This is a genomic window from Streptomyces corynorhini (assembly GCF_003346515.1).
Classification (GTDB): domain Bacteria; phylum Actinomycetota; class Actinomycetes; order Streptomycetales; family Streptomycetaceae; genus Streptomyces; species Streptomyces corynorhini.
Map to the genome: position 1 here is coordinate 1 of NZ_QQNA01000151.1, position 22784 is coordinate 22784.

A 22784-nucleotide genomic window follows, 5' to 3' on the forward strand; every position below is an offset into this window, starting at 1 on the left:
TCATACGGGAACCGTGACCGCGGGCGCGGTCAGGGGGCGGGAGGCGAGTCGCATCCCCTCACCCTAAAGGGGGCGCTCCACGCCCGTCAGGGCCGGGCGGCTTCGGCGCCGACCTCCTCGGCGAGTGCGCGGAAGCGCAGCCCGGCCTGGCTCTCGTAGCGCGGGTTCCAGGCGACGGCGAGACCGAGCCGGGGCTGCGGCACCTCGGTGATCAGATCGCGGAACTCCACGCCCTCGCGGGACTTGCGGGCGGCGCTGGAGGGGACGAGGGCCACCCCCATCCCGCTGCCGACCAGGAAGAGGACCGTCTCCACCTGCACCGCCTCCTGTGTGACCCGGGGGGTCACCCCGGCCTCCCGGAACAGCATCGTGGACAGGGCGTGCAGTCCGGGGATGGTGCTCTGGGTGTAGTCGATGAACGGCTCGTCCGCGAGATCCCGCAGGGTGATCCGCTTCTGCCGCGCGAACCGGTGCTCCTTGGGCAGGGCCAGCACGAAGCGGTCGGCCTCCACCGTGACGTACTGGAGATCGCTGCGCCGGACCAGGGGGACGCGGACGATGCACACGTCCAGTGTGTGCCGTTCCAGGGAGTCGACGAGGCCGGTGTTGGTGTCCTCCGTGAACTTCAGTGTGACGCCCGGGTAGGTGCGGCGGAAAGCGCGCAGGAGCAGGGGCAGCAGCCGGTTCTTCGCGGAGCCGACGAAGCCGACGCGCAGGGTCCCGGTGGCTCCGGCGGCGGTGGACCCGGCGACCCTGGCCAGCTCCGCCGCGTGGAAGACGGCGGCGCGGGCGTGTTCGAGGGCCGCCTCGCCTGCCGCGGTCAGTTCGACGCTGTGGGTGGACCGTACGAAGAGCCGGGCGCCGATCTCCTCCTCCAGCTTGCGGACGGAGACCGAGAGCGGGGGCTGCGTCATGTGCAAACGGTCCGCCGCCGTACGGAAGTTGAGGGTTTCGGCCACCGCCAGGAAGTGCTTCAGCTGCCGTAGCTCCATGGTGATACCTCGCGTGTATCAAGAGTTGGCGATCACAGTGCGGGCATTGTATGACCAGGGCCGGGTCGGCAGGGTGACTCGCACCACACACGCACTGACAGCACCAAGGGAGCCGCCCCATGTCAGCCGTGCCCTCCTCGCCTGTCCCCACAGGCTTCGAGCAGGCCTTCCGTCCGCGTTCCGTCGCCGTGATCGGCGCTTCGGACGACCCGAGCCGGATCTCCGGCCGGGCCCTGCACTATCTGCGCCGCGCCGGTTACCGGGGCAGTGTCTACCCCGTCAATCACCAGCGGGCGACGGTGCAGGGGCTGCCGGCGTATCCGTCGCTGGACGCGGTGCCCGACGTCCCGGACATGGCGCTGATCTGCCTCCCCGCACGGCTGCTCCGGCAGGCGGTCGCCGACTGCGTGGCGAAGGGGGTGGGCGCCGCCGTCGTCTACGCGGCCGGTTTCGCCGAGACGGGCGAGCAGGGCCAGGCGCTCCAGGAGGAGCTGGCCGAGACCGCCCGGCGGGGGAATCTGCGGCTCTTCGGGCCCAACTGCCTGGGGCTGCTGCACGCGGCCAGTGGCTTCGTCGGCACGTTCAGCAGCGCCTTCGACGAGGCGATTCCCACGGGCGGCAATGTCGCCGTGGTCAGCCAGAGCGGCGCCTACGGCGGTCACCTGGCCTATCTGTGCCGCCGCCGCAACATCGACGTCGGCTACTGGGTGTCGACCGGCAACGAGGCGGGCACCGACGTGGCCGACTGCGTGCACTGGCTCGCCCTGCAGGACGACGTGTCGGTGATCCTCGCCTACGCCGAGGGCGTACGGGACGGGGAGCGGCTGCGTACCGCGCTGGCGGTGGCGCACGAGCGGCGCAAGCCGGTGGTGTTCATGAAGGTCGGGTCCTCCGACTCGGGTGCCGCCGCGGCGCGCTCCCACACCGCGTCGCTGGCGGGCAGCGACAGCGTCTACGACGCGTTGTTCCGCCAGTACGGTGTGCACCGCGCCCGTACCACCCAGGAGCAGGTCGACCTGGCCTACGCGTGCAGCAGGGGCGTCCTGCCGGCCGGGCGCGGGCTGGGCATCGTCACCGTGTCGGGCGGCTTCGGTGTGCAGTTGTGCGACGCGGCCGAGCGGTACGGGCTGGAGGTGGCCGGGCTGCCCGAGGCGGCCAGGGCCCGGCTGCGCGAGATCAACCCGATGGGCAGCGACGACAACCCCTGTGACACCACGGCGGGCTGGCTCAACGACATGAGCCTGATCACCGACACCTACCGGGTCATGTACGCCGAGGGCGACTACGACAGTGTGATCGGCTCGTTCACGATGCTGCCGGACTCGCCGACCTACGGCGAAGGCATCAAGGAGGCGATCCGCAAAGGCACCGCGGACTTCATGGACCGGCCGACCGTGCTGTGCATGGAGGCACGGCCCGAGGTCGTGCGGTCCTACGAGGAGGCGGGCTTCCTCGTGTACGACGACTCCGAGCGCGCCGTCGCGGCCCTCGACGGCCTCGCCCGGCTGCGGGAGGGCTTCGAGCGCCCGCTGCCCGCGCCGGCCGGTAAGGACACCCCGCGCCGGGAGCTGCCCGCGGGACCGTTCTCCGAAGCGGCCGCACAGCGGCTGCTGGCCTCGGCGGGCGTGCCGTTCCCGCTCTCCCGGGTGGTGACGTCGGCCCGGGAGGCCGCCGAGGCGGCGGCGTCGACCGGGTTCCCGGCCGTCATGAAGATCGTCTCGCCGGACATCGCGCACAAGACCGAGATCGGCGGTGTGCTGCTCGGTGTCGCGGACGCGGAGGCCGCCGCCGCCGCGTTCACCGAGCTGACCGCCCGCGCCGCCGCCGCGTGCCCCGAAGCGCGGGTGGAGGGGGTGCTGGTCGCGCGGACCGCGCCGCGCGGTGTGGAAGTGATCGTCGGCGCGCGGCGCGACCCGGTCTTCGGGCCGGTCGTGGTGTTCGGCACCGGCGGGGTACGGGCGGAGCTGTACCGCGATGTGGCGACGCGGGTCGGCGCCGTCGACCGGGACGAGGCCCTGCGGATGATCGCCGAGACGCGCGGCCACGCCCTGCTGACCGGGTTCCGGGGCGCGCCGGAGGCGGATGTCGACGCCCTGGCCGACCTGCTGGTGACCGTCTCGGCGTTCGCGGTCGCCCACGCGGACCGGATCGAGGCCGTGGAGCTGAACCCGGTGGTCGTCCTGGCGGCCGGGCAGGGCGTGCTGGCACTGGACGCCCTGCTGCTGGAGCGCGAGGGGACGTCGTGACGATGGACCCGGAGAGGCTGCTGCGGCGGGAGTTCGCGCCGGTACGCCAGCGCTACACCGCCCGGGACCGCGCCCTCTACGCGCTCGGTCTGGGGCTCGGCGCCGATCCGCTCGACGCCCGTCAACTGGCCTACGTACGGGAGGAGGACGGGCGGGTCTTCCCCACCATGGCCAACGTGCTCGGCTACCCGGGCTTCTGGGCCCGCGAGGAGGACACCGGCATCGACTGGCGGCGGCTGCTGCACGTCGAGCAGTCGATGACCCTGCACGCCCCCCTGCCGCCCGAGGGCGAGGTGGTGGGCCGCACCCGGGTCACCGGTGTGGTGGACAAGGGCGTGGCCAAGGGCGCCCTGCTCCACCAGGAGCGGCGGATCACGGAGGCGGGCAGCGGGCGGCTGCTGGCCGAGGTGGGCCAGGTCAGTCTGTTGCGCGGGGACGGCGGCTGCGGCAGCACGACGGATGCCGTCGCCCCGGCGCACCGGATGCCGGGACGGCCGCCGGACACCGTACGGGACCTGCCCACGCTGCCCCAGGCGGCGCTGCTCTACCGGCTCAACGGCGACACCAACCCGGTGCACTCCGACCCCGGGACCGCGCGGGCGGCCGGGTTCGAGCGGCCCATCCTGCACGGGCTGTGCACCTTCGGGGTGGCCGTGCACGCCCTGCTGGCCGGTCCGCTGGGCTGGGACGACACCCTGCCGCACCGGTTGCGGGTCCGCTTCACCGCCCCCGTACTCCCCGGGGAGACGCTGCGGACCGAGTCCTGGACCGACGGGAACGTCGTGTCCTTCCGTACCACCGCGATCGAACGCGGCGCGGTCGTCCTGGACGCCGGCCGTGTCGATCTGATCCGACCTGATCTCACCTGATCCCACCTGACGCACAGGAGCCGCACATCATGGATCTGGACCTCGGCGGCAAGACCGCCGTCATCACCGGCTCGGCCCGGGGACTGGGCGCGGCGACCGCCCACCGGCTGGCCAGGGAAGGCGTACGCGTCGTCATCAGCGACATCGACGGGGCGGGCGCGGAGGCGACCGCGAAGGAACTGACCGGGCTGGGCCACTCGGCGATCGCGGTACGCGCCGACATCACCTCGGGACCGGACGTGGCGGCCCTGGTCGCCACCGCCGTCGAGGAGTTCGGCGGGGTGCACATCCTCGTCAACAACGCGGGCTTCCCCCGCGACACCCTGCTCACGAAGATGACGGACGAGGACTGGGACTCGGTGATCGAGGTGATCCTCAAGGGATCCTTCCTCACCACCCGGGCCGTCATGCCGCATCTGATCGGGCAGCGCTGGGGACGGGTCGTCAACATCTCCTCGCGCAGCTATCTGGGCAACCCCGGCCAGGCCAACTACTCCAGCGCCAAGGCGGGCATCCTCGGCTTCACCCGCGCGCTCGCCGCGGAGCAGGGGCGCTACGGCATCACGGTCAACGCCGTGGCCCCGGGCTTCATGGAGACCGAGGCCGTCCGGTCGCTCGACCACTACGAGAAGATCCGGGAGAAGGCGGTGGCCGCCCAGCCGCTGCGCCGTACCGGACAGCCGTCGGACATCGCCGACGCGGTGGCGTTCCTCGCCTCGGAGCGTGCCTCCTTCATCACCGGCGAGACCCTGCACGTGACCGGCGGCCGCTTCGGCTGACCGTCCCCGCGACCGCTGCGGCCGACCGTCCCCGCCCCCACGTCCCCCTCCCCCAGCCTGCCCAACGATGTCAACGGAGATATCCCATGGCTGCTCCCCAGAAAGCCGTCGCCGGGGCCACCCGACCGCCCGGCCCTTCCCCGTCCCCCGGCCGCAGCAGAGCGCGCTTCATGATCGTCGCGCTGCTGTTCGTGCTCTCCACCCTCAACAACGCCGACCGCGCGATCCTGTCCATCACGGGAACCGAGATCCAGGACCAGATCGGCGTCAGCGACATCACGCTGGGCTATCTCTTCTCCGCCTTCTCCTGGGCGTACATGCTGGCGCAGCTGCCCGGCGGCTGGATCGTGGACCGGTGGGGCGCCCGCAAGGTGTACGCGGGCAGTGTCCTCGCCTGGTCGGTGGCGACGCTGCTCCAGGGCTTCGTCCCGGTGTTCGGCATCGCCTCGGCGATGATCGCGCTGTTCATCCTGCGGATCGCGGTGGGCCTGGCCGAGGGGCCGGCCTACCCGACCAACGGACGGGTGGTGGCGACGTGGTTCCCCTCGGCCGAACGGGGCACCGCCTCCGCGATCTTCAACTCCTCGCAGTACGCGGCGCCGGTGGTCTTCACACCGTTCATGGCCTGGCTCACGCACGGCTGGGGCTGGCCGTCCGCCTACTTCGTCATGGGCGGCCTGGGAGTGGTGCTCAGTGTCTGGTGGTGGGTGGCCTACCGTCAGCCGCGCGCGCACCCGCGCGTCAACCAGGCGGAGCTGGACCACCTGATCGAGGGCGGCGCGCTCGTCGACATCGAGGAAGCCGCCGCGGTCGGCACCAGGGACGGCATCGACACCTGGTCCGTGGTGCGGCAGCTGCTCAGCAGCCGGATGATGATCGGCCTCTACATGGGCCAGTTCTTCATCACCACGATCGTCTACTTCTTCCTGACCTGGTTCCCGATCTATCTGATCAAGGAATTGGGTATGCCCCTGCTGGAAGCCGGGTTCACCGCGTCCATTCCCGCCCTCTTCGGCTTCGTCGGCGGCATCCTCGGCGGTCTGCTCTCGGACGCTCTGCTGCGGCGCGGCATGTCGGTGACCGCCGCCCGCAAGATCCCCATCGTCGCCGGGCTTTCGCTGTCCACGTGCATCATCGCCTGCGCCTGGACCTCGACGCAGACGGTGGTCATCGTCCTGATGGCGGTGGCGTTCTTCGGCAAGGGGCTCGGCAGCCTCGGCTGGACCGTCGTCTCGGACACCTCGCCGAAGGAGGCCGCCGGGCTCTCCGGCGGGCTGTTCAACACCTTCGCCAACCTGGCCGGCATCACCACGCCGATCGTCATCGGGTACGTCGTCGACATCACGGGATCCTTCGACGGCGCGCTGATCTTCGTCGGCGCCTCCGGTCTGGCGGCGGTGCTGTCCTTCGTCCTGGTCGTCGGCCGTATCGAGCGCGTCCATCTCAAGGAGGTCACCCCGTGACGGCAGCACCGCCACCCGAGGACCCCGGCGCCTGGAAGGGGCGGCACGAGGAGGCCGAGGACACGCTGAGCGCGGAGAGCGCGCACGCTCTGGCCGCCGTTCTGGACCGGGCACCGTCCGGTACGGACGCCGCGCCGCCCCTCGCGCACTGGCTCTGTTTCCGGCCCCGCACGCCGCAGAGCGAGCTGGGCACCGACGGACACCCCCGGCGCGGCGGCTTCCTGCCGCCCGTCCCGCTGCCGCGCCGCATGTGGGCCGGTGGCGGCCTCACCTTCGCGCGCCCGCTGCGCACCGGGGAACCCGTCCACCGCAGGTCGGTGCTGGCCGACGTACGGGAGCGCGAAGGCCGCGGCGGGCCGCTGGTCTTCGTCAGCGTCGACCATGAACTGCGGCAGTCCGGCGCCCTCGTCCTCACCGAGCGGCAGGACCTCGTCTACCGCGCCGCCGAAGACGCCGCGCCCGCCTCCGGCGCCCCTCGCGAGCGACCGCCGCGGGAGACGCCCGCCCCCGGGACGTGGCAGCGCTCCCTCGTCCCCGACCCGGTGCTGTTGTTCCGCTACTCGGCGCTGACGTTCAACGCGCACCGCATCCACTACGACCGCCCGTACGCACGGCAGGAGGAGGGCTACCCCGGGCTCGTCGTGCACGGGCCGCTCACGGCGACGCTGCTGCTGGACCTCTACACGCGGCGGCGGCCCGGCGCCCGTGTCACCGGCTTCCGCTTCCGCGCGCTGCGCCCGGCCTTCGACGGGCGGGAACTGACCCTGCACGCCACGCCGACCGAGGCGGGAGCGGCCCTGCACGCCGCCGACGACCGGGGGCGCACCGTGATGAGCGCGGAGGTGGACGCCGCATGAGCGCCATGGTCCCGGGCACTCCCCGGTCGCTGCTGTTCGTGCCCGCCGGAGACGAGCGGCTGCTCGCGAAGGCGCAGCTGCGCGGAGCGGACGGGCTGATCCTCGACCTGGAGGACGCCGTGCCCCCGTCGGGGAAGGCGGCGGCCCGCCGCGCCCTGCCCGGCCATGTCGACCGGCTGGCCGGTGCGAACCAGTACGTGGTGGTACGGACCGGCTCGGTGCGCGAGGAGTGGGAGAGGGATCTGCGCGCCGCGCTGCGTCCCGGACTGCGGGCGGTGATGCTGCCCAAGACCGAACGCCCTGAGCAGCTCTCCGACCTGTCGTCCTTCATAGGTGAGTTGGAGCGGCAACGCGGGCTGCCGGTGGGAGCCGTCGGGATGATCGCGCTGATCGAGTCCCCGGCCGCGCTGTTCGCGCTGCCCGCGCTGGCGGCGGCGGACCGGGTGTGCGCGCTGGCGTTCGGCAGCGAGGACTTCGCGCTGGCGCTGGGCGTGGCGCCCACGCCGTCGGCGCTGACCGAGCCGTGCCGCTGGATCGCGCTGGCGGCCTCGGCCGCCGGGATCGGATCGTTCGCGCTGCCGTACTCGCTGGCCGTACTCGACCGGCCGGACGAACTGACGGACGCCGCGCGGCAGGCCAGGGCGCTGGGCGTCACCGGGGCGTTGTGCGTCCACCCGAGGCAGGTCGCCGCCGTCCACGCGGCCTGGGCCCCGGAGGCGGCCGAGATCGCGTGGGCCCGCAGGGTGAGCGCGGCCTGGGACTCCGCGGGCTCCGGCGGAGCGCCGCCGGGCGCCATCCGCGTGGACGGCCGGATGGTCGACGCGCCCGTCCTGCGCCGCGCCCGCGATCTCCTCTCCTCGGCACCCGCCGGGGAGCATCCCGACGACACCGCGCCCGGAGGGCCCCGATGAGCACCGCACACGTCCGGCTACGGATCGCGGACGGGGTGGCGACCGTCGTCTTCGACAACCCGCCCCTGCACGTGTGGAACGCCGCGATGACACGCGGTCTGACCGAGGCGCTGGACACCGTGGAGAGCGACCCGTCCGTCGGCGTCGTGATCCTGACCGGGGCCGGGGACCGGGCGTTCTGCGCGGGCTCCGACATCGCGGAGTTCGCCGTGCTGCGGGCACCGGGCGAGGCGGTGGCGAAGAAACTGCGCCCGCAGCAGGAGCTGTTCGCGCGGCTGGCGTCCTTCCCCCGGCCGGTGATCGCCGCGCTGAACGGGCACACGCTCGGCGGCGGTCTGGAGATCGCCGTCTGCTGCGATCTGATCGTCGCCGAGGAGCAGATCGGCATCGGCTCGCCGGAGATCCTGCTCGGGGTCTTTCCCAGCAGCGGCGGCACCTTCCGGGTCGCCCGCCGTATCGGGGCCGGGCGCGCCAAGGAGATGCAGCTTTTGGGCGAACCGGTGAGCGCGGCGACCGCGCTGGCCTGGGGTCTGGTCAACCGGGTGGTGGAGCGCGGCGGGGCGGTCGGGGCCGCGCGGGAGCTGGCGGAGGTCCTGCTGCGGCGTCCGCCGCGCGCGCTGGCGCTGTGCAAGTCGGTGATCGACGCGGCGCACGACCTCCCCGAGGAGGAGCTGATCGAGCGTTCGCTGGCCGCGAGCGACGAGGCGTTCACCTCGGCCGAGAGCGCGGAGGGCGTACGGGCGTTCCTCGCCAAACGCCGCCCGGACTTCCGTGACCCGCCCGGCTCCCCCGCACCGCACGTCCGTTCCGTCACACATTCCGTCACACGTTCCGTCGAGAAGGAGACTCACGCATGACCCGCGCGGCCATCGTCGCCCCCGTCCGTACCCCCATCGGCGCCTTCGGCGGCAGCCTGCGGCAGGTGCCCGTGGAGAAGCTGGGCGCCACCGTCGCGAGGGCGACCGTCGAACGCGCCGGCCTCGACCCCGCCCTGATCGAGGACGTGGTCTTCGCACAGTCGTACGCGAACAGCGAGACGCCGTGCGTCGGCCGCTGGATCGCGCTGGAGGCCGGATTCCCCGTCGAGGTGGCCGGGATGCAGCTGGACCGGCGCTGCGGCGGCGGGCTCCAGGCCATCGCCACGGCGGCCATGATGGTGCAGTCCGGGGCGGCCGAGGTCGTCATGGCGGGCGGCGTCGAGAGTATGAGCAACGTCGAGTACTACACGACCGACATGCGCTGGGGCGGACGCTTCGGCTCCACCGTCTTCCACGACCGGCTCGACCGGGGCCGTGAACGGGCCCAGCCCGTGGCGCGGTTCGGGGAGATCTCGGGGATGATCGAGACCGCGGAGAACCTCGCCCGCGACTACGGGATCACCCGTGAGCAGGCCGACGCCTACGCCGTGCGCAGTCAGCGCCGAGCCGCGGCGGCCTGGGAGTCCGGCGCCTTCGCCGACGAGGTCGTCCCCGTGACGGTGGACCGGCGCAAGGGCGGTCCTGTGATCTTCGACCGCGACGAGGGCATCCGTCCGGACACCTCGCCGGAGAGACTGGCGGCGCTGCGCGCGGTGGAGACCGGCGGGATCGTCACCGCGGGCAACGCCTGTCAGCAGAATGACGCCGCGGCGGCCTGCCTGGTCGTCTCGGAGGACCTGCTGGAGCCGCTGGGACTGACCCCGCTCGCCTACCTCAAGGGGTGGGCCGCGGCGGGGTGCGAACCCTCCCGCATGGGCATCGGCCCCGTACCGGCCACCGCGCGCCTCCTGAGGCGGCTCGGCATGCGCCTGGACGACATGGACCTGATCGAGGTGAACGAGGCATTCGCCTGCCAGGTGCTCGCGGTGCTCGCCGCGTGGGGCATCGACGACACGGAGCGCGTCAACGTCAACGGCTCCGGCATCTCGTTGGGCCACCCCGTCGGTGCGACCGGGGTGCGCGTCATGACCACACTGCTGCACGAACTGGAGCGTCGACAGGGCCGGTTCGGGCTGGAGACCATGTGCGTCGGGGGAGGGCAGGGCATTGCGGCCGTCTTCGAGCGCCCGTGAGCGGGGGCGCGGCCCGCTGGCCGGGCTGCGCGTCGTGGAGGTCTCGGCCTTCGTCGCCGCCCCGCTCGCGTCCATGACACTGGCTCAGCTGGGCGCCGAGGTGATCCGGATCGACCCCGTCGGCGGAGGCATCGACCACCACCGCTGGCCCGAGACCGACGACGGGACCAGTCTCTACTGGGCCGGTCTCAACAAGGGCAAGCGGTCGGTGACGCTGCCCCTCGACACCCCCGAGGGACAGCGGGAGGCCGCCGACATCATCTGCGCGGACGGCCCGGGTGCGGGCATCCTCGTCACCAATCTGCCGGCGCGCGGCTGGCTCGGCTACGAACAGCTCTCCGCGCGACGACCCGACCTGATCATGATGCGGCTGCGGGGCGACCACGACGGCTCCCCCGCCGTCGACTACACCGTCAACAGCGCCAGCGGGTTCCCGCACGCCACCGGCGACGAGCCCGCGCCCGTCAACCACGTCCTGCCGGCCTGGGACATCGCCGCCGGACTCTATCTGACGGTCGGTCTGCTGGCCGCGGAACGCCGCCGACAGGCGACGGGCCAGGGCCAGGAAGTCACGCTGGCGCTGTCCGATGTCATGCTCGCCACCGTCGGAAACCTCGGCTACCTGGCGGACGTGCGGATCAACGGCGCCTCGCGGGAGCCGATCGGCAACAGCCTCTACGGGGCCTTCGGCCGCGACTTCGCCACCGCCGACGGCCGTCGCGTCATGGTCGTGGCCCTCACCACCCGCCAGTTCCGGTCCCTGGGCCGGGCCACCGGCCTCACCGAGAAACTGGAGCTGACCGGCCCGCTGATGGACGTGGACCTGACGACGGAGGGGGGCCGCTACACGGCCCGGCACGCCATCGCCGCCGTGCTCGAACCCTGGTTCGCGTCGCGGACACTGGCCGAACTGCGGTCCGTGTTCCGGGACTCGGGGGTGCTGTGGGGGCCGTACCAGACGTTCCGGCAGCTGGTGGAGGAGGATCCGCGCTGCTCGACGGAGAACCCGCTCTTCTCCTGGATAGAACAGCCGGGGATCGGCACACTCCTCGCCCCCGGTTCACCGCTGGTGTTCTCCGCCGACCCGGCGCCCGCGGCCGCTCCGGCGCCCCGGCTCGGCGCGGACACCGAGGCGGTCCGCGCCCGGGAGGAACCGGCAAGGAGCTGAGGCAACGACGAGGAGCGGGCGGAACGGGTGGAGCGGGCGGAGCGGCTTGGGGGGACGAGCGGGAGAAGACGCGCGGAGGGAACGGCTGGACGTCATCCGGTCCGTACCAGCTCCCGCGCGACGACCTCGCGGAAGCCGCGCGGCGCACGGCCGGTGAGGCGCTGGACGGCGTCGGTGGTGCGGTCCTCGGCCCCCGCGGCGACGGCGCGGTCCAGACCGGCCAGCAGCGCGGCGAACTCCGCCGGGAGCCGCTCCGAGGTGAGGTGGTCGCACAGCTCCTGGTAGGTGAGGTGACGGTGGGTCACGGGCCGGCCGGTGACCTCGGTGATGATCCTGGCGACGTCGTCGTAGCTCAGCGCCTCGGGCCCGGTGAGGATCGCGTCGGCGTCGGGGGCCTGCGCGTCGGTCAGGGCGCGTACGGCGACGGCCGCGATGTCGTCGGCGTCGACGAAGCCGACGCGCCCGTCCCCGGCGGCGGTGCGGATCGTGCCGCTCTCCCGGATGGTGGCGGCGTGGGCGTGCGCGCCGGTGAAGTTCTGCATGAACCACGACGGCCGCAGCACCGCCCACTCGTCGAACAGGGCGGGCAGGGCCCGGTGCACCTCTCCCACCGCGGGACCGCCCTCGGGGATGGCCGAGGAGCTGAGCAGCACCGCGCGGCGCACCGCGGCGGTACGGGCCTGCCGCAGGAAGGGCAGCATGACCGAGGCCGGGTCGGTGTCACCGACGGGCGGTACGAGGTAGACGCGGTCCACACCGTCGAGCGCGTCGGCGTAGGAGGCGGGGTCGTACCAGTCGAAGCGCACCGGCTCCGTGCCCGGCACCGGGGCCGCGCGCCGGCTCGCCGCCTTCACGCGCCGGCCCGCCGCGACGAGCCGCGCGGCGGTGCGGCCGCCGGTGGTGCCGGTGGCTCCGACGACCAGGGTCGCGAGGGGGGTTGGGGTGCTCATCGGGTGCTCCTGACGAAGTCGGTACCGGGTGCCTGGAGAGCGAGGGGATTCCAGTAGTCGCGGTAGGAGGTGAACTGCCCGTCGCGGACGGTCACGACGGCGATGTAGCGCATGTCGTAGGGGCTCCCGGTCTGCACCAGCCGCCCCACCGCGCGCATCTCGACGACGATCGTCGCGGGGTCGGTGGTCCGGTGGATCTCCACATCGGGGAAGCCGTGCAGGTCGATGTGGTCCGGGTAGTGGCGCATGTACGCGGCGACGGCGTCCTTGCCGTCCAGCCGCTCGGGCCGGCCCTGGGGGGCGAAGGGGAACTCCATGGTGCCGTCCTCGGCCCACAGGTCCACCCAGTCGGAGATTCTCTTGTCCAGCAGCAGTCGCAGGCTGTGGCGGTACAGGTCCGCCGGTGCCGTGTTCGTGGTCATGGGGGCTCCGTCCCGTACAATACGGACCCTGGGTCCGCTTACTGGACCGACGATACGGACCGCGGGTCCGCTTCGCAAACGGAGGAGCGTATGGAAGCCGCGCCCGAGCGCAGGCCGCGCAGGGACGCCACCCGGAACCGGGAGGCGGTGCTGGCGGCGGCCGATGACCTCTTCGCCCGGCGCGAGCAGCCCGAGAGCGTCACCATGGCCGACATCGCGGCAGCCGCCGGAGTCGGCAAGGCGACACTCTTCCGCGGCTTCGGCGACCGGACCGGCCTGATCCGCGCACTGTACGAAGCGCGGCTCGAACCGGTCAGGCGCGCCATCGAGGAGGGGGCGCCGCCCCTGGGGCCCGCCACTCCCCCGCTCCAGCGCGTCCCCGCCCTGCTCGACGCCGTCCTGTGCTTCAAGCTCGACAACCGCCATCTCGCCCTGGCACTGGAGGAGACCGGCGACGACAGCCCCTACGGGGCGCGGCACTACGAGCGGTGGCACTCCACACTCCGTGCCGTACTGGAGCGGATCCCCGGCCTGACCGACAGCCATTTCACCGCGCACGCGCTGCTCGCCGCCACCCGCGCCGACCTCATCGAACACCTCGTCACCCGGGAACACACGACGCGCGAGCGGATGCGGGGACAGCTGGCGGCCTTCACCGCCAAGGTGCTGGACACACCACCCCCGGAGTAGCACTCCGCCCTCGCGAACGGCTCCATGTACCCACCGCAGGGGAGATCACCCACGCAGTGGATTCACATATCCGAACGCTGATCTACAACGTGACTGCTCGCCATGAGACAGAGTCGCCCTGGAGCACCCTCATTCGCAACCCTGCCTCACGGGAAACGTCTCGGCCACGGTCCGTCGGCGCATATCGGAGCCCACTTCTGTTCACATCGATGAACAAGAGAGCGGACGGCCCTGAGGCGCGTCCGGCCGGGAAACGCTCCGACCTGCGCCTCGCTGGCGAAGCAAAATGTTGGGAACTGTTTCTTTGCCTTGAGCCTTGACCCCAAAAGAAACACGACAGCACACTGTGCGCCGACTGCCGCGTCATCCCACGAACAGCGCCTCCCCTCCCCCCGACGAGACGAGGAGCACCTCATGACCGGATTCAGCCGTCGTGATTTCATCAGGGTCGCCGGTGCCGGGTCCGCCGCCCTGGCTCTGCCACTGACCGGCGCGGCGGGCCCGGCGAGCGCGCGCACCGGCTTACCGACGGCGCTGAAGGCGACCGTGAACGCGTCGGGCACCTGGCAGGTGACCGCGGGCGAACTGGGCTGGACCTTCAGTGGTTCGGTCGGCCCGGCGGCGACCGACATCGCCCACGGGTCGGGGCGGGACGCGCTGGGCGCCTACACCGAGACCACGTTCACCTTCCGGTCGGGCGCCAGGAAGGGCGGCATCCGCGTCTACGGCGGCGCGTCGTCCGTCGTCTTCACCGACACCTACGTCCAGGCGGCGGCCAACGCGGAGCCGTTCCCGACCCTCACCGGCCACCCCCGGCTCGCCCATCAGCTGAGCCACCGCGCGTGCTTCGGGAAGTTCCAGTTCAACACCTTCTCCGGCGCGTCGGACAGCCCGTGGGTGTTCTTCGGCCCCACGGGCGACACCTTCGTGCTCTCGGCGGCGGACCACTTCCAGCAGGCACAGACCACACAGGGCGCGGACGGCTCGATCGCGGCCGGCGTGCTCGGCTCGATCGCCACCCTGCCCGCCGGATACACCCGGCGGACGATCCTGTCGGCCAAGGCAGGTGTCGGCGCCGCCTACCACGCGTGGGGCACGGCGCTGACCGCCCTCGCGGGCAAGGCCCTGCCGGCCAACGACTCCGGTCCGATCCTCAACACACTGGGGTACTGGACCGACAACGGCGCCGACTACTACTACAAGTACGAGCAGTCGAAGGGATACGCGGGCACACTGCTCGCCGTCCGCGACGAATGGAAGGCCCAGGAGATCCCGATGGGCTACCTGCAGCTCGACAGCTGGTGGTACCCGAAGGGCCCGAACAGCACCTGGAACGCGTTGAGCGGCGGCACCTACCTGTACGAGGCGGACAAGGAGCTGTTCCCGGACGGACTGGCGGCGTTCCAGAGGCAGTTGGGCAAGCCACTGGTCACCCACGCCCGGTGGATGGACAAGGCCAGCCCGTACCACGGCACGTACACGTTCTCGAACGACATCATCACCGACCCGAAGTACTGGCAGAAGATCATGGACTACCTGCGCGAGGGCGGCGTCGTCGTCTACGAGCAGGACTGGCTCTGCAACAACGCCAAACCCGCCGAGAACCTCACGGACGCCGACGCCTTCTTCGACCACATGGCCCGCACCTCCGCGACCGGCGGCATGGACCTCCAGTACTGCATGGCGCTGCCGCGCGACTATCTGCAGAGCACGCTCTACGACAACCTCACGACCATCCGCGTGAGCAATGACCGCTTCGAGCGGTCGAAGTGGGACGAGTTCCTCTACGACTCGCAGTTCGCGGGCTCGCTCGGGGTCTGGCCGTGGGTCGACGTCTTCCTCAGCGCCGAGACGGACAACCTGCTGCTGGCGACCCTGTCGGCCGGACCGGTCGGCGTCGGGGACGCGCTGGGGAAGGTGCACGCCGACAATCTGATGAAGGTGGTGCGTCCCGACGGCGTCATCGTCAAGCCGGACGTGCCGATCGTCCCCACCGACGCGACCTACGTCGGCGAAGCCGCCGGTGACCTGCCCGCCATGGTGGCCACCACACACGTGGCACACACCGGGCTGGACTACGGTTACGTCTTCGCCTACGCCCGGAAGTCCCCCGCGCCGGAGACCACCTACCCGGCGGAGAGCGCGACCCTCTCGGGGCCGGTCGTCGCCGACGACAACGCCGGTTACACGGGCGGCGGTTACGCCGACTTCCAGAACGCCTCCGGCGACTACGTGGAGTGGACGGTCCAGGCGCCCGCCGCGGGCGCGTACACACTGGAGTTCCGCTACGCCAACGGCGGCGGCGCCGACCGGCCGCTCGCCGTCACGGTGAACGGCGGCGACGCCCGCACCGTGGCGTTCCCCTCGACCGGCAGCTGGACGGCGTGGAACGTCGACGGGCTGACCGTCGAACTGACCGAGGGCGCCAACACCGTACGGGCGACCGCGACCGGGGCGAGCGGGGGCAACGTCGACTGGCTCGGCGTCAGCCGGGGCTCCGTACCGATCGGCCCCTCCCAGACCGCCGAGTTCAGCCTCGCCGAACTCGGCCAGACCCGCGCGGCCTACGCCTACGACTACTTCGCCGGCACCGGCACCCCGGTCCGCCGCGGCGGCGCCCTGCGCGCCACCGTCACCACCGGCACCTACTGGATCGTCGCCCCGGTGGGCGCCTCCGGCATCGCCTTCCTGGGCGACGCCGGAAAGTTCGTCGCGCACGGCGCCAAGCGCTTCGAGCAGCTGCGCGACAACGGAAAGGTGCACGCCACGATCGCCTTCGCCCCGGGCGAGGCACCGGTGACCCTGCACGGCTACGCGCCCAGGAAACCCGCCGTCACCGCCACCACCGGCACGGTCGGTGCCGTCGGCTACGACAGGTCCACCAAGCTGTTCACCGTGACCGTCACCGCGGCGCCGACCGACCGGGCCGTCCTCACCATCACGCCCTGACCGGCCGTCCTCACCCTCACCTCCTGACCGGGGCGGCGCACCCCACCCGCCGCACGGGCGGTGCGGGGCGGACAAGGCCGTCCCGCACCCCCAACTCAGCCTCCGCGCACGCCGCTCCGCACGCCGCTCAGCACGTCCGGCCCCACGGCGTGACCCAGCAGGTGCAGCGGTCCCGCCGTCACCCCGGCGCGCTCCACGGCCTGCCCGTAGGCGCGGACCGCCGCCTCGTCGACCAGACCGCGCACCAGCGGCAGTTCCGGGTGGGCCGCGTACAGCAGGGACTCAACCCGGCAGGAGGCCAGGGTCCCCGCCAGCCACGGCTGCGCCAGATAACCGGCCGCCGCCCGCGCCGGCAGCCCTTCGGCGATCTCGCGGTCGATCTCGCCGAGACCCAGGAGCCCGCCGCCCAGCACGAGGACGTCGCGCCGCTCCCGCATCCGGGCCAGGGCCCGGCCGGTGTCGAAGCAGTGCGGGAAGGAGTCGTCGACCACCACGGTGCCGGGCGTCAGCCGGTCCACGTCCAGCAGCACACCGGAGCTGCTCACCGCCGTCACCAGCAGATCCGCCCCGTACACCGCGTCGGGCAGCGCGGGCCCGGACTCCGCCACCTCCACCTCGCGGACGAGGCCACGCTCCCGCAGCCGCCGCGCCAGCCCCCGCAGCCGGGGCCCGCTGCCGGGCACGTCGCACAGCAGCAGCCGACGGGGTGGCCGGGAGGCCCCGGTGAGCAGCAGCTCCAGGGAAGAGGCCCCGATCGACCCCAGCCCGACGAAGGCGACATCGAGGTCCCACAGGCTCCTGCCCATGGCGTCGAGCGCCGCGCCCACCGTCCTGACCACCGACACGATGGTCGTCGCGTGCCCGGTCGTCAGGGCCGCGGGTCCGGCCGCGGACCGCGCCACGTCGAAGCCGTAGCCGGTCAGCGACGGGATCATCCCCGCCAGTGAGACGCACCGCGCTCCGAGCGAGGAGGCGAGCGACGCCGCGCGGGCGGTGTGCGCGGCGAGGCCGCGTTCCCGGCCGAGTTCGTCGGCGAAGAGGGGGAGGCAGACGAAGCCCGACCGGCCCAGAGGCGTGCCGACCGTCTCCAGCAGGCGCGGCTCGCCGTCGGGGAAGAGCATCCCGCGCAGCTCCTGCCGGGGCAGCGCCGCCTCGGGCAGTCCCGCCAGCCGTGCCAGGTGCCCGGGGGCCGGCAGATAGCCGATCAGCGCGGCGTCCATCGTCGCGGTGCCCCGGCCCGGCCCGCGGCCGGATCCGCCCGCGCCCGCGGCCCGTGCGAGCCGCTCGCCGACCGCCCGCGCGAAGTCCGCCAGCGCGGCCGGGGAGAAGGCCGCTCCGGCCCCGCGTACCGTCACCCGCAGCCCGGCGCCTTCCGGCCGCGCGGTCAGGAACACGTCCGTCGCGGCCGACGGCGGCGCGAACGTGCTGTCCCCGTCGTGCCACGACATGGTCAGCGCCTGCCCGGCGGCGGGCGCCAGGACGGAGAAGTCGAGGAAGGTGAAGAAGAACTGCGACGTCAGCGGAAGTCCGTCGCCGTCGCGGGGGACGAGGCCCTCGTGCCCGCGCGCCTCCTCGGCCTCGGCCACGATCCGGCGCAGCGCGTCGCCGAAGTCCTCCTCCCCCGGGCCGTCGTCCCGCGCGGCCGGGGGCCGTACGGGTACGGCGGTGGCGAACGGGCCGAAGATCCGGTGGACGTCGGGCAGCGGGCGGTCACGGCCGCTGACCGCCAGACCGACGATCAGATCCGCTCGGCCGGTCGTGCGGGCCAGCTCCAGGTGGTACGCCGTCAGCAGCGGCGCGTACAGGGTGGCCCCCGCCTTCGCGGCGAGCGCCCGCAGCGCCGCCGTGCGCTCGGCGCTCAGCGTGAACCCCGCCGAGTGGAACGCCGCCGCGTCGTCCGCCGCGTCACCGCCTCCGGTGGTGGTGCGCAGCACCGGAGGCCGGTAGGGGGCGTCGAGCCGGGCCCGGCGCTCGGCGGCGCCCGGCGCGGGGGCGGGCTCCGCTCCCGCCGTCAGCAGGGCGTGGTCACGGAAGGTGGCGCGCGGCGTGGGCAGGTCGGGGGTCCGGCCCGCCGTCAGGCTGTCGTAGACCGTGGTCAGCTCCTGTACGAGCAGCGCGGCGCTGTAGCCGTCGCCGATGAGGTGGTGCGCGTGCACCAGAAGGATGTGCTCGCGCTCGCCGAGGGTGAGGACCCGGAGCCTGAGCAGCGGCCAGGCCCACGGTTCGAAGCGCCGCCGCGCCTCGGCCGCCGCGCGTTCGTCCACCTCGGCGGGGTGGGTGAGCGTCTCGAAGGCGACCGGCAGCCGCAGCGAGGGCGGCAGCTCCTGCTGTACGGGGGGCCGGACACCGGCGGGGAAGACGGTGCGCAGCATGCCGTGCCGTGCCACCAGCAGGTCCACCGACGCCTGGAACACGTCCGGGTCCAACGGGCCGGACAGCCGCAGCCGCGCCGGCCAGGAACCGCCGCCGCCCGGTGAGAGCGCCTCCGCGAGCAGGAACCCGCGCTGGGCCCGCGTGACGGGGAAGGGAGCGGCGTGGTGGTGCGTGGCCGTGGCCTCGGCGGGTCCGCCCTGCCGCTCCGCAGCGGTCGCGTCCCCCGCCGCGTCCACCGTCGCGTCCACCGCGGCGGCGAGCGCGGCGAGGGTGCGGTGGTCGTAGATCACGGTCGGCCGGGGCAACGGCTCCCTGACGTCGCGGAGTTGGGCGAAGACCTGGAGGATGAGCAGTGAGTCGCCGCCCAGGTCGAAGAAGTCGTCCTCCCTGCCGACGGAGTCGACCTCCAGCAACGCGCTCCAGATGGCGGCCAGATGCTGTTCGGTCGGGGTGGCTGGAGGGGGGTTCGTACCGGTGGCGGAAGCGGCAGTGGAAGCGGCAGCCGCGGTGCGCGCGGGCCCGAGTGCGGGGAGCGGCGCTGCCGTGGGTGGCGCTGCCGTGGGTGGCGCCGCCGCGGCGGCTGTCCCGGCCGGGGCGTCGGCCTTGCCGTCCTCGTCCGTACGGGCGGGAAGCCCGGCCAGCGCCCGGCGGTCGACCTTGCCGGTGCCGGTGAGAGGCAGCGTGTCCCGCACGGTGATCCGCGCCGGAACCATGTAGGGCGGCAGCAGACCGGCCACATGGCGGCGTAGCGCGCGTGGATCCGGGTCCCCGGCGCCGGGCCGGACGGTGACGAACGCCAGCAGTCGCCCCTCGCGGGCGACCACCGAGGCCCGCGCGACGCCGGGATGGGTGTGGAGAGCCGCCTCGACCTCTCCTGTCTCCACCCGGTTGCCGCGGATCTTCACCTGGTCGTCGATCCGTCCGAGGAACTCCAGAGCGCCGTCCGCGCGGTGCAGGACCCGGTCGCCGCTGCGGTACCAGCGGCGGCCGTCCCGCACGGTGAAGGCCCGTGCGGTCTCCTCGGGGCCGTCCAGATAGCCGGGTGTCAGGCCGACTCCCGCGATCAGCAGCTCGCCCGGCTCCTCCGGGCGGCACGGGGCGCCGTCGGCGCCGACCACCGCCAGATCGGTACCCGCCACCGGACGTCCGATCGGCAGCGTCCGCTCGTCATCGGCCGGACGGGCCGCGATGACATGGCACGTCGCGTTGATGGTCGCCTCGGTGGGACCGTACAGATTCGCGACGCGCTGTCCGTCGCCGAACAGGTCGAACCAGCGGCGTACGTGCGCGGCGGGCAGGGCCTCACCGCCCACATGGACCCAGCGCAGCGCCGACAGGTCCGGCAGGCCCTCTCCTCGTCGTACCCGGTCCTCGGCGGCCGTCAGCAGCTGCTCCCAGAGCGTCGGAACGGAACTCCACACGGTGATCCGTGTCCGTTCCACGTACGTCAGCAGCAGTTCGGGGTCCCGCAGTGTCCCGCGCGGTACGGTCACCACGGTGGCGCCGACCATGAGCGGCGCGAGCAGTTGCCGCACCGAGGCGTCGAAGCAGGGCGACGCGGTCTGGGCCAGCCGGTCGGTGGCGCCGTAGCCGAAGGTGTCGACGGCCCAGTCGAGGTAGTTCTCCATCGCCCGGTGGGTGATCGGGACGGCTTTGGGGACGCCCGTGGAGCCCGAGGTGAAGATGGTGTACGCGATCCCCTCGGCGTCGCGCGCGGGGGTGAGGGGCGCGGGGGTGTCGTGCGCCAGTGTGTCCGGCGTGTCCGGCGCGTCGTCGCCGCGTACCGCCCGTACACCGTGCAGCGAGCCGACGGTGTCCAGGGTCGGCCCGTGGCACACCACGGTGGAGACCCGCGCGCGCCGGAGTTGGTCCGCCAGCCGGGCGCGCGGGTGAGTGGCGTCCAGCGGGACCCAGCCGGCCCCGGCGCGCAGGATGCCGACCACACCGATCACGGTGTCGGGGCCGGGCTCGGTGAGCAGCCCGACCAGGTGGCCCGCGCGCACGCCGTCGGCGCGCAGCCTTGCGGCCAGCGCCGCGGAGGCGCGGTCGACCGCCGCGTAGGTGAGGGCCGTTGCGCCGGATTCCACGGCGGTCGCGTCGGGGGTGGCGCAAAACCGCCGCAGCAGCCGGTCGACCAGACCGGGCGATCCGTCCGCGGCGGGCGGCGGTGCGGACGCGGCGGCAGGCGCGCGCGAGGGTGCGGGGACGGGTGCGGGGACGGGTGCGGGGACAGGAACGGGTACGGTCCCGTCCCCGGATGTGTACAGGGCGGCCAGCTCCTCGCGGAACTCGCGGTCCAGACGCGCGACCGTCCGTGGCGCGAACAGCGGCAGCGGGAAGTTCCAGGACACGCGCAGCGTCGATCCGTCCGCCCAGCACAGCAGGCTCAGCCGGGTCGCGGCCGATCCGGTGCCGGCCGCTGTGGCGCGTACCTCGACCGGGCAGTCGGCCGCGGAACGCGCGGGGAAGCGGGCGAAGCTGAAGCCCGCCGGGCTCACCGTGCGGTGCGCGCCGCCGGGCAGAAGACCGGCCAGGTCCAGACTGCTCAGCCCGGCGTGCCGCTCGCTCTCCAGCCAGCCGCGGCGCAGTCGTCGCGCCAGTGCCACGACCGGCTCGTCGGGGTCCGTCCCGCACAGCAGCGGAAGGGTGTCGGCGAGCGGGCCGACGAGCCGGTCCACCCCGTCGAAGCGTGCTTCCCGGCCGGCCCGCGCCACGTTGACCGCGATGTCCCGCTGTCCCGTCCACCGTGCCAGGCAGCGGACGTACCCGGCGAGCAGCAGGTGGAACAGGGACACGTCGTGCGCGGCGGCCAGCCGCTCCAGGCCCGCGGTCAGGGGCGCGTCGAGCGCGCCGTGGTGCTGCGCGAGCGGACCGGAGGCGGGCGCGTCGGGATCGCCGTCGTAGGGCAGCCGCAGCGGTTCCCCGCGCGCGGCCAGGCGTTCGGCCCAGTAGCGGCGGTCCGCGTCGGACACGGGGGTACCGGTGGTACGGGCGCCGCTCGCGACGTACGCCGCGAAGCTCGGCGCCCGCGGCTCCCGGCCCGGGTTCTCCCCCCGCCACAGCGCGGTGTACGAGGACCACAGCTCCTCGGCCAGGATGTTCAGGCTGTATCCGTCCACCGCCGCGTGATGGGCCACCAGTGTCAGATGCGCGAGCGTCGGTCCCTCACGGAGCAGCACGGCCCGCACGGGCGGGCGCGCGGTCAGGTCGAAGGGCTGGTTGCACAGCTCCGCCTCCACCTCGGCCAGCCGCTCGGCCGGGCACGCGCGGACCTCGTACCAGACGGACAGCGGCGCGGCCGGTGCCAGGCGCTGCACCGGCCCCGTGCCCGGGTCCTCGATCCGTACGCGCAGCATGCCGTGGCGTTCGGCCAGGGCGGCCAGCGCCCGGCCGAGCACCTCGGTGTCCAGGGGACCGCGGACCGTCATGCGCAGATGGCCGCGGGCCGGGACGGCCGGATGCAGCAGGCTGCTGGTGTGCAGGGCCGTCTGTACGGGGGTCAGCGCGAAGGGCGCGTGGTCCGGTCCGGGGGTGGTGGCGGGTGCCCGCACCCGCTCCGGTGCGGGTGACGCGGTGGGGTCCGAGTCCAGGTGCGCGGCGAGTTCGCGCACGGTGCGGTATTCGAAGAAGAGCGTGACGGGCAAGGACCGCCCTGTCGCGCGTTCGAGTCGCTTGACGAGGTCGACCGCGCCCAGCGAGTCCAGTCCGAGCGAGAGGAACGGTACGTCGTCGCCGACGGCGGAGGCCGGTATGTCGAGCGTCCGCGCCAGCAGCTCCCGCACCACCCGTGCGCTGCCGGACGCGGCGTCCGCCATGTCCGCTACGGGGAAAGGGGGTTGCGTGGTGGGGCGTGGCGCGTGCGACGGCGCGTGCCGCAGTGGCGGTCGGGAGGGGGCGCGGTCGGGCAGGAGCGCCGACGGGTCGGCGAGGACCAGTTGGGCCAGGTCGGTGCCGCACGCGGTCCGCAGCGCCGCCAGGGCCGGTGCGATGGTCAGCGGCCGCTGTCCCCCGTGGGTGCGGGAGCCGACGGCGGACGGGGCCGGGGCGGCGGCGGCCGGGGCGGAG

15 protein-coding genes are annotated in these 22784 nt (G+C 73.2%); 11 read left to right on the forward strand and 4 right to left on the reverse strand.

What is annotated here, in order from left to right:
- Window positions 1-86: 86 nt before the first annotated feature.
- Entirely contained in the window at window positions 87-992 is a 906-nt protein-coding gene (locus DVH02_RS19320; RefSeq protein ID WP_114625078.1) for a LysR family transcriptional regulator, read from the reverse strand.
- A 119-nt stretch (window positions 993-1111) separates the two neighbouring features.
- Here DVH02_RS19320 and DVH02_RS19325 point away from each other — a divergent pair, with 119 nt between their 5' ends.
- From DVH02_RS19325 to DVH02_RS19365, 9 genes are all read left to right on the forward strand, one after another.
- Entirely contained in the window at window positions 1112-3238 is a 2127-nt protein-coding gene (locus DVH02_RS19325) for an acetate--CoA ligase family protein (protein WP_114625079.1), read from the forward strand.
- A gap of 2 nt (window positions 3239-3240) precedes the next feature.
- Window positions 3241-4107 (forward strand): MaoC/PaaZ C-terminal domain-containing protein, encoded by an 867-nt coding sequence (locus tag DVH02_RS19330; RefSeq protein ID WP_114625080.1) that lies wholly within the window; start codon window positions 3241-3243, stop codon window positions 4105-4107.
- 29 nt (window positions 4108-4136) lie between these two features.
- Complete coding sequence (locus DVH02_RS19335; protein WP_114625081.1) at window positions 4137-4886, forward strand: SDR family NAD(P)-dependent oxidoreductase; 750 nt, start codon at window positions 4137-4139, stop codon at window positions 4884-4886.
- Window positions 4887-4972: 86 nt separating this feature from the next.
- On the forward strand, window positions 4973-6349 hold the full coding sequence (locus DVH02_RS19340; protein ID WP_114625082.1) for an MFS transporter: 1377 nt from the start codon (window positions 4973-4975) through the stop codon (window positions 6347-6349).
- Window positions 6346-7206 carry an FAS1-like dehydratase domain-containing protein gene (locus DVH02_RS19345; protein ID WP_114625083.1) on the forward strand — a complete coding sequence of 287 codons (861 nt, stop codon included), beginning with the start codon at window positions 6346-6348 and terminating at the stop codon, window positions 7204-7206. The genes DVH02_RS19340 and DVH02_RS19345 overlap by 4 nt, the downstream gene beginning before the upstream one ends.
- Window positions 7203-8117, forward strand: a complete 915-nt coding sequence (locus DVH02_RS19350; RefSeq protein ID WP_199566344.1) for an HpcH/HpaI aldolase/citrate lyase family protein — start codon at window positions 7203-7205, stop codon at window positions 8115-8117. The genes DVH02_RS19345 and DVH02_RS19350 overlap by 4 nt, the downstream gene beginning before the upstream one ends.
- Window positions 8114-8974 (forward strand): enoyl-CoA hydratase/isomerase family protein, encoded by an 861-nt coding sequence (locus DVH02_RS19355; RefSeq protein WP_114625084.1) that lies wholly within the window; start codon window positions 8114-8116, stop codon window positions 8972-8974. Before DVH02_RS19350 ends, DVH02_RS19355 begins: the two co-directional genes overlap by 4 nt.
- Window positions 8971-10167: an acetyl-CoA C-acetyltransferase gene (locus DVH02_RS19360; RefSeq protein ID WP_114625085.1), complete on the forward strand. Its 1197-nt coding sequence runs from the start codon at window positions 8971-8973 to the stop codon at window positions 10165-10167. Before DVH02_RS19355 ends, DVH02_RS19360 begins: the two co-directional genes overlap by 4 nt.
- Window positions 10142-11335, forward strand: coding sequence for a CoA transferase (locus DVH02_RS19365; RefSeq protein ID WP_114625086.1), 1194 nt, complete (start codon window positions 10142-10144; stop codon window positions 11333-11335). The genes DVH02_RS19360 and DVH02_RS19365 overlap by 26 nt, the downstream gene beginning before the upstream one ends.
- A 92-nt stretch (window positions 11336-11427) precedes the next feature.
- Here the strand turns inward: DVH02_RS19365 and DVH02_RS19370 are convergent, their stop codons facing one another.
- Both DVH02_RS19370 and DVH02_RS19375 read right to left on the reverse strand, forming a co-directional pair.
- Window positions 11428-12285, reverse strand: coding sequence for an NmrA family NAD(P)-binding protein (locus DVH02_RS19370; RefSeq protein ID WP_114625087.1), 858 nt, complete (start codon window positions 12283-12285; stop codon window positions 11428-11430).
- On the reverse strand, window positions 12282-12707 hold the full coding sequence (locus tag DVH02_RS19375; RefSeq protein WP_114625088.1) for a nuclear transport factor 2 family protein: 426 nt from the start codon (window positions 12705-12707) through the stop codon (window positions 12282-12284). The genes DVH02_RS19370 and DVH02_RS19375 overlap by 4 nt, the downstream gene beginning before the upstream one ends.
- A gap of 90 nt (window positions 12708-12797) precedes the next feature.
- On the opposite strand from DVH02_RS19375, the gene DVH02_RS19380 reads away from it, so the two are divergent.
- Window positions 12798-13397: a TetR/AcrR family transcriptional regulator gene (locus tag DVH02_RS19380; protein ID WP_114625089.1), complete on the forward strand. Its 600-nt coding sequence runs from the start codon at window positions 12798-12800 to the stop codon at window positions 13395-13397.
- Window positions 13398-13811: 414 nt separating this feature from the next.
- A complete protein-coding gene (locus DVH02_RS19385; RefSeq protein ID WP_114625090.1) occupies window positions 13812-16346 on the forward strand; it encodes a carbohydrate-binding protein in 2535 nt (844 codons plus the stop codon).
- A 95-nt stretch (window positions 16347-16441) separates the two neighbouring features.
- Here the strand turns inward: DVH02_RS19385 and DVH02_RS19390 are convergent.
- A partial coding sequence (locus tag DVH02_RS19390; protein ID WP_114625091.1) for a non-ribosomal peptide synthetase occupies window positions 16442-22784 on the reverse strand: 6343 nt, incomplete at its 5' end.

Coding starts and splice junctions, on each gene's coding strand:
- DVH02_RS19320 (WP_114625078.1), bottom strand. CDS start 992: ATGGAGCTACGGCAGCTGAAGCACTTCCTGGCGGTGGCCGAAACCCTC.
- DVH02_RS19325 (WP_114625079.1), top strand. CDS start 1,112: ATGTCAGCCGTGCCCTCCTCGCCTGTCCCCACAGGCTTCGAGCAGGCC.
- DVH02_RS19330 (WP_114625080.1), top strand. CDS start 3,241: ATGGACCCGGAGAGGCTGCTGCGGCGGGAGTTCGCGCCGGTACGCCAG.
- DVH02_RS19335 (WP_114625081.1), top strand. CDS start 4,137: ATGGATCTGGACCTCGGCGGCAAGACCGCCGTCATCACCGGCTCGGCC.
- DVH02_RS19340 (WP_114625082.1), top strand. CDS start 4,973: ATGGCTGCTCCCCAGAAAGCCGTCGCCGGGGCCACCCGACCGCCCGGC.
- DVH02_RS19350 (WP_199566344.1), top strand. CDS start 7,203: ATGAGCGCCATGGTCCCGGGCACTCCCCGGTCGCTGCTGTTCGTGCCC.
- DVH02_RS19355 (WP_114625084.1), top strand. CDS start 8,114: ATGAGCACCGCACACGTCCGGCTACGGATCGCGGACGGGGTGGCGACC.
- DVH02_RS19360 (WP_114625085.1), top strand. CDS start 8,971: ATGACCCGCGCGGCCATCGTCGCCCCCGTCCGTACCCCCATCGGCGCC.
- DVH02_RS19370 (WP_114625087.1), bottom strand. CDS start 12,285: ATGAGCACCCCAACCCCCCTCGCGACCCTGGTCGTCGGAGCCACCGGC.
- DVH02_RS19375 (WP_114625088.1), bottom strand. CDS start 12,707: ATGACCACGAACACGGCACCGGCGGACCTGTACCGCCACAGCCTGCGA.
- DVH02_RS19380 (WP_114625089.1), top strand. CDS start 12,798: ATGGAAGCCGCGCCCGAGCGCAGGCCGCGCAGGGACGCCACCCGGAAC.
- DVH02_RS19385 (WP_114625090.1), top strand. CDS start 13,812: ATGACCGGATTCAGCCGTCGTGATTTCATCAGGGTCGCCGGTGCCGGG.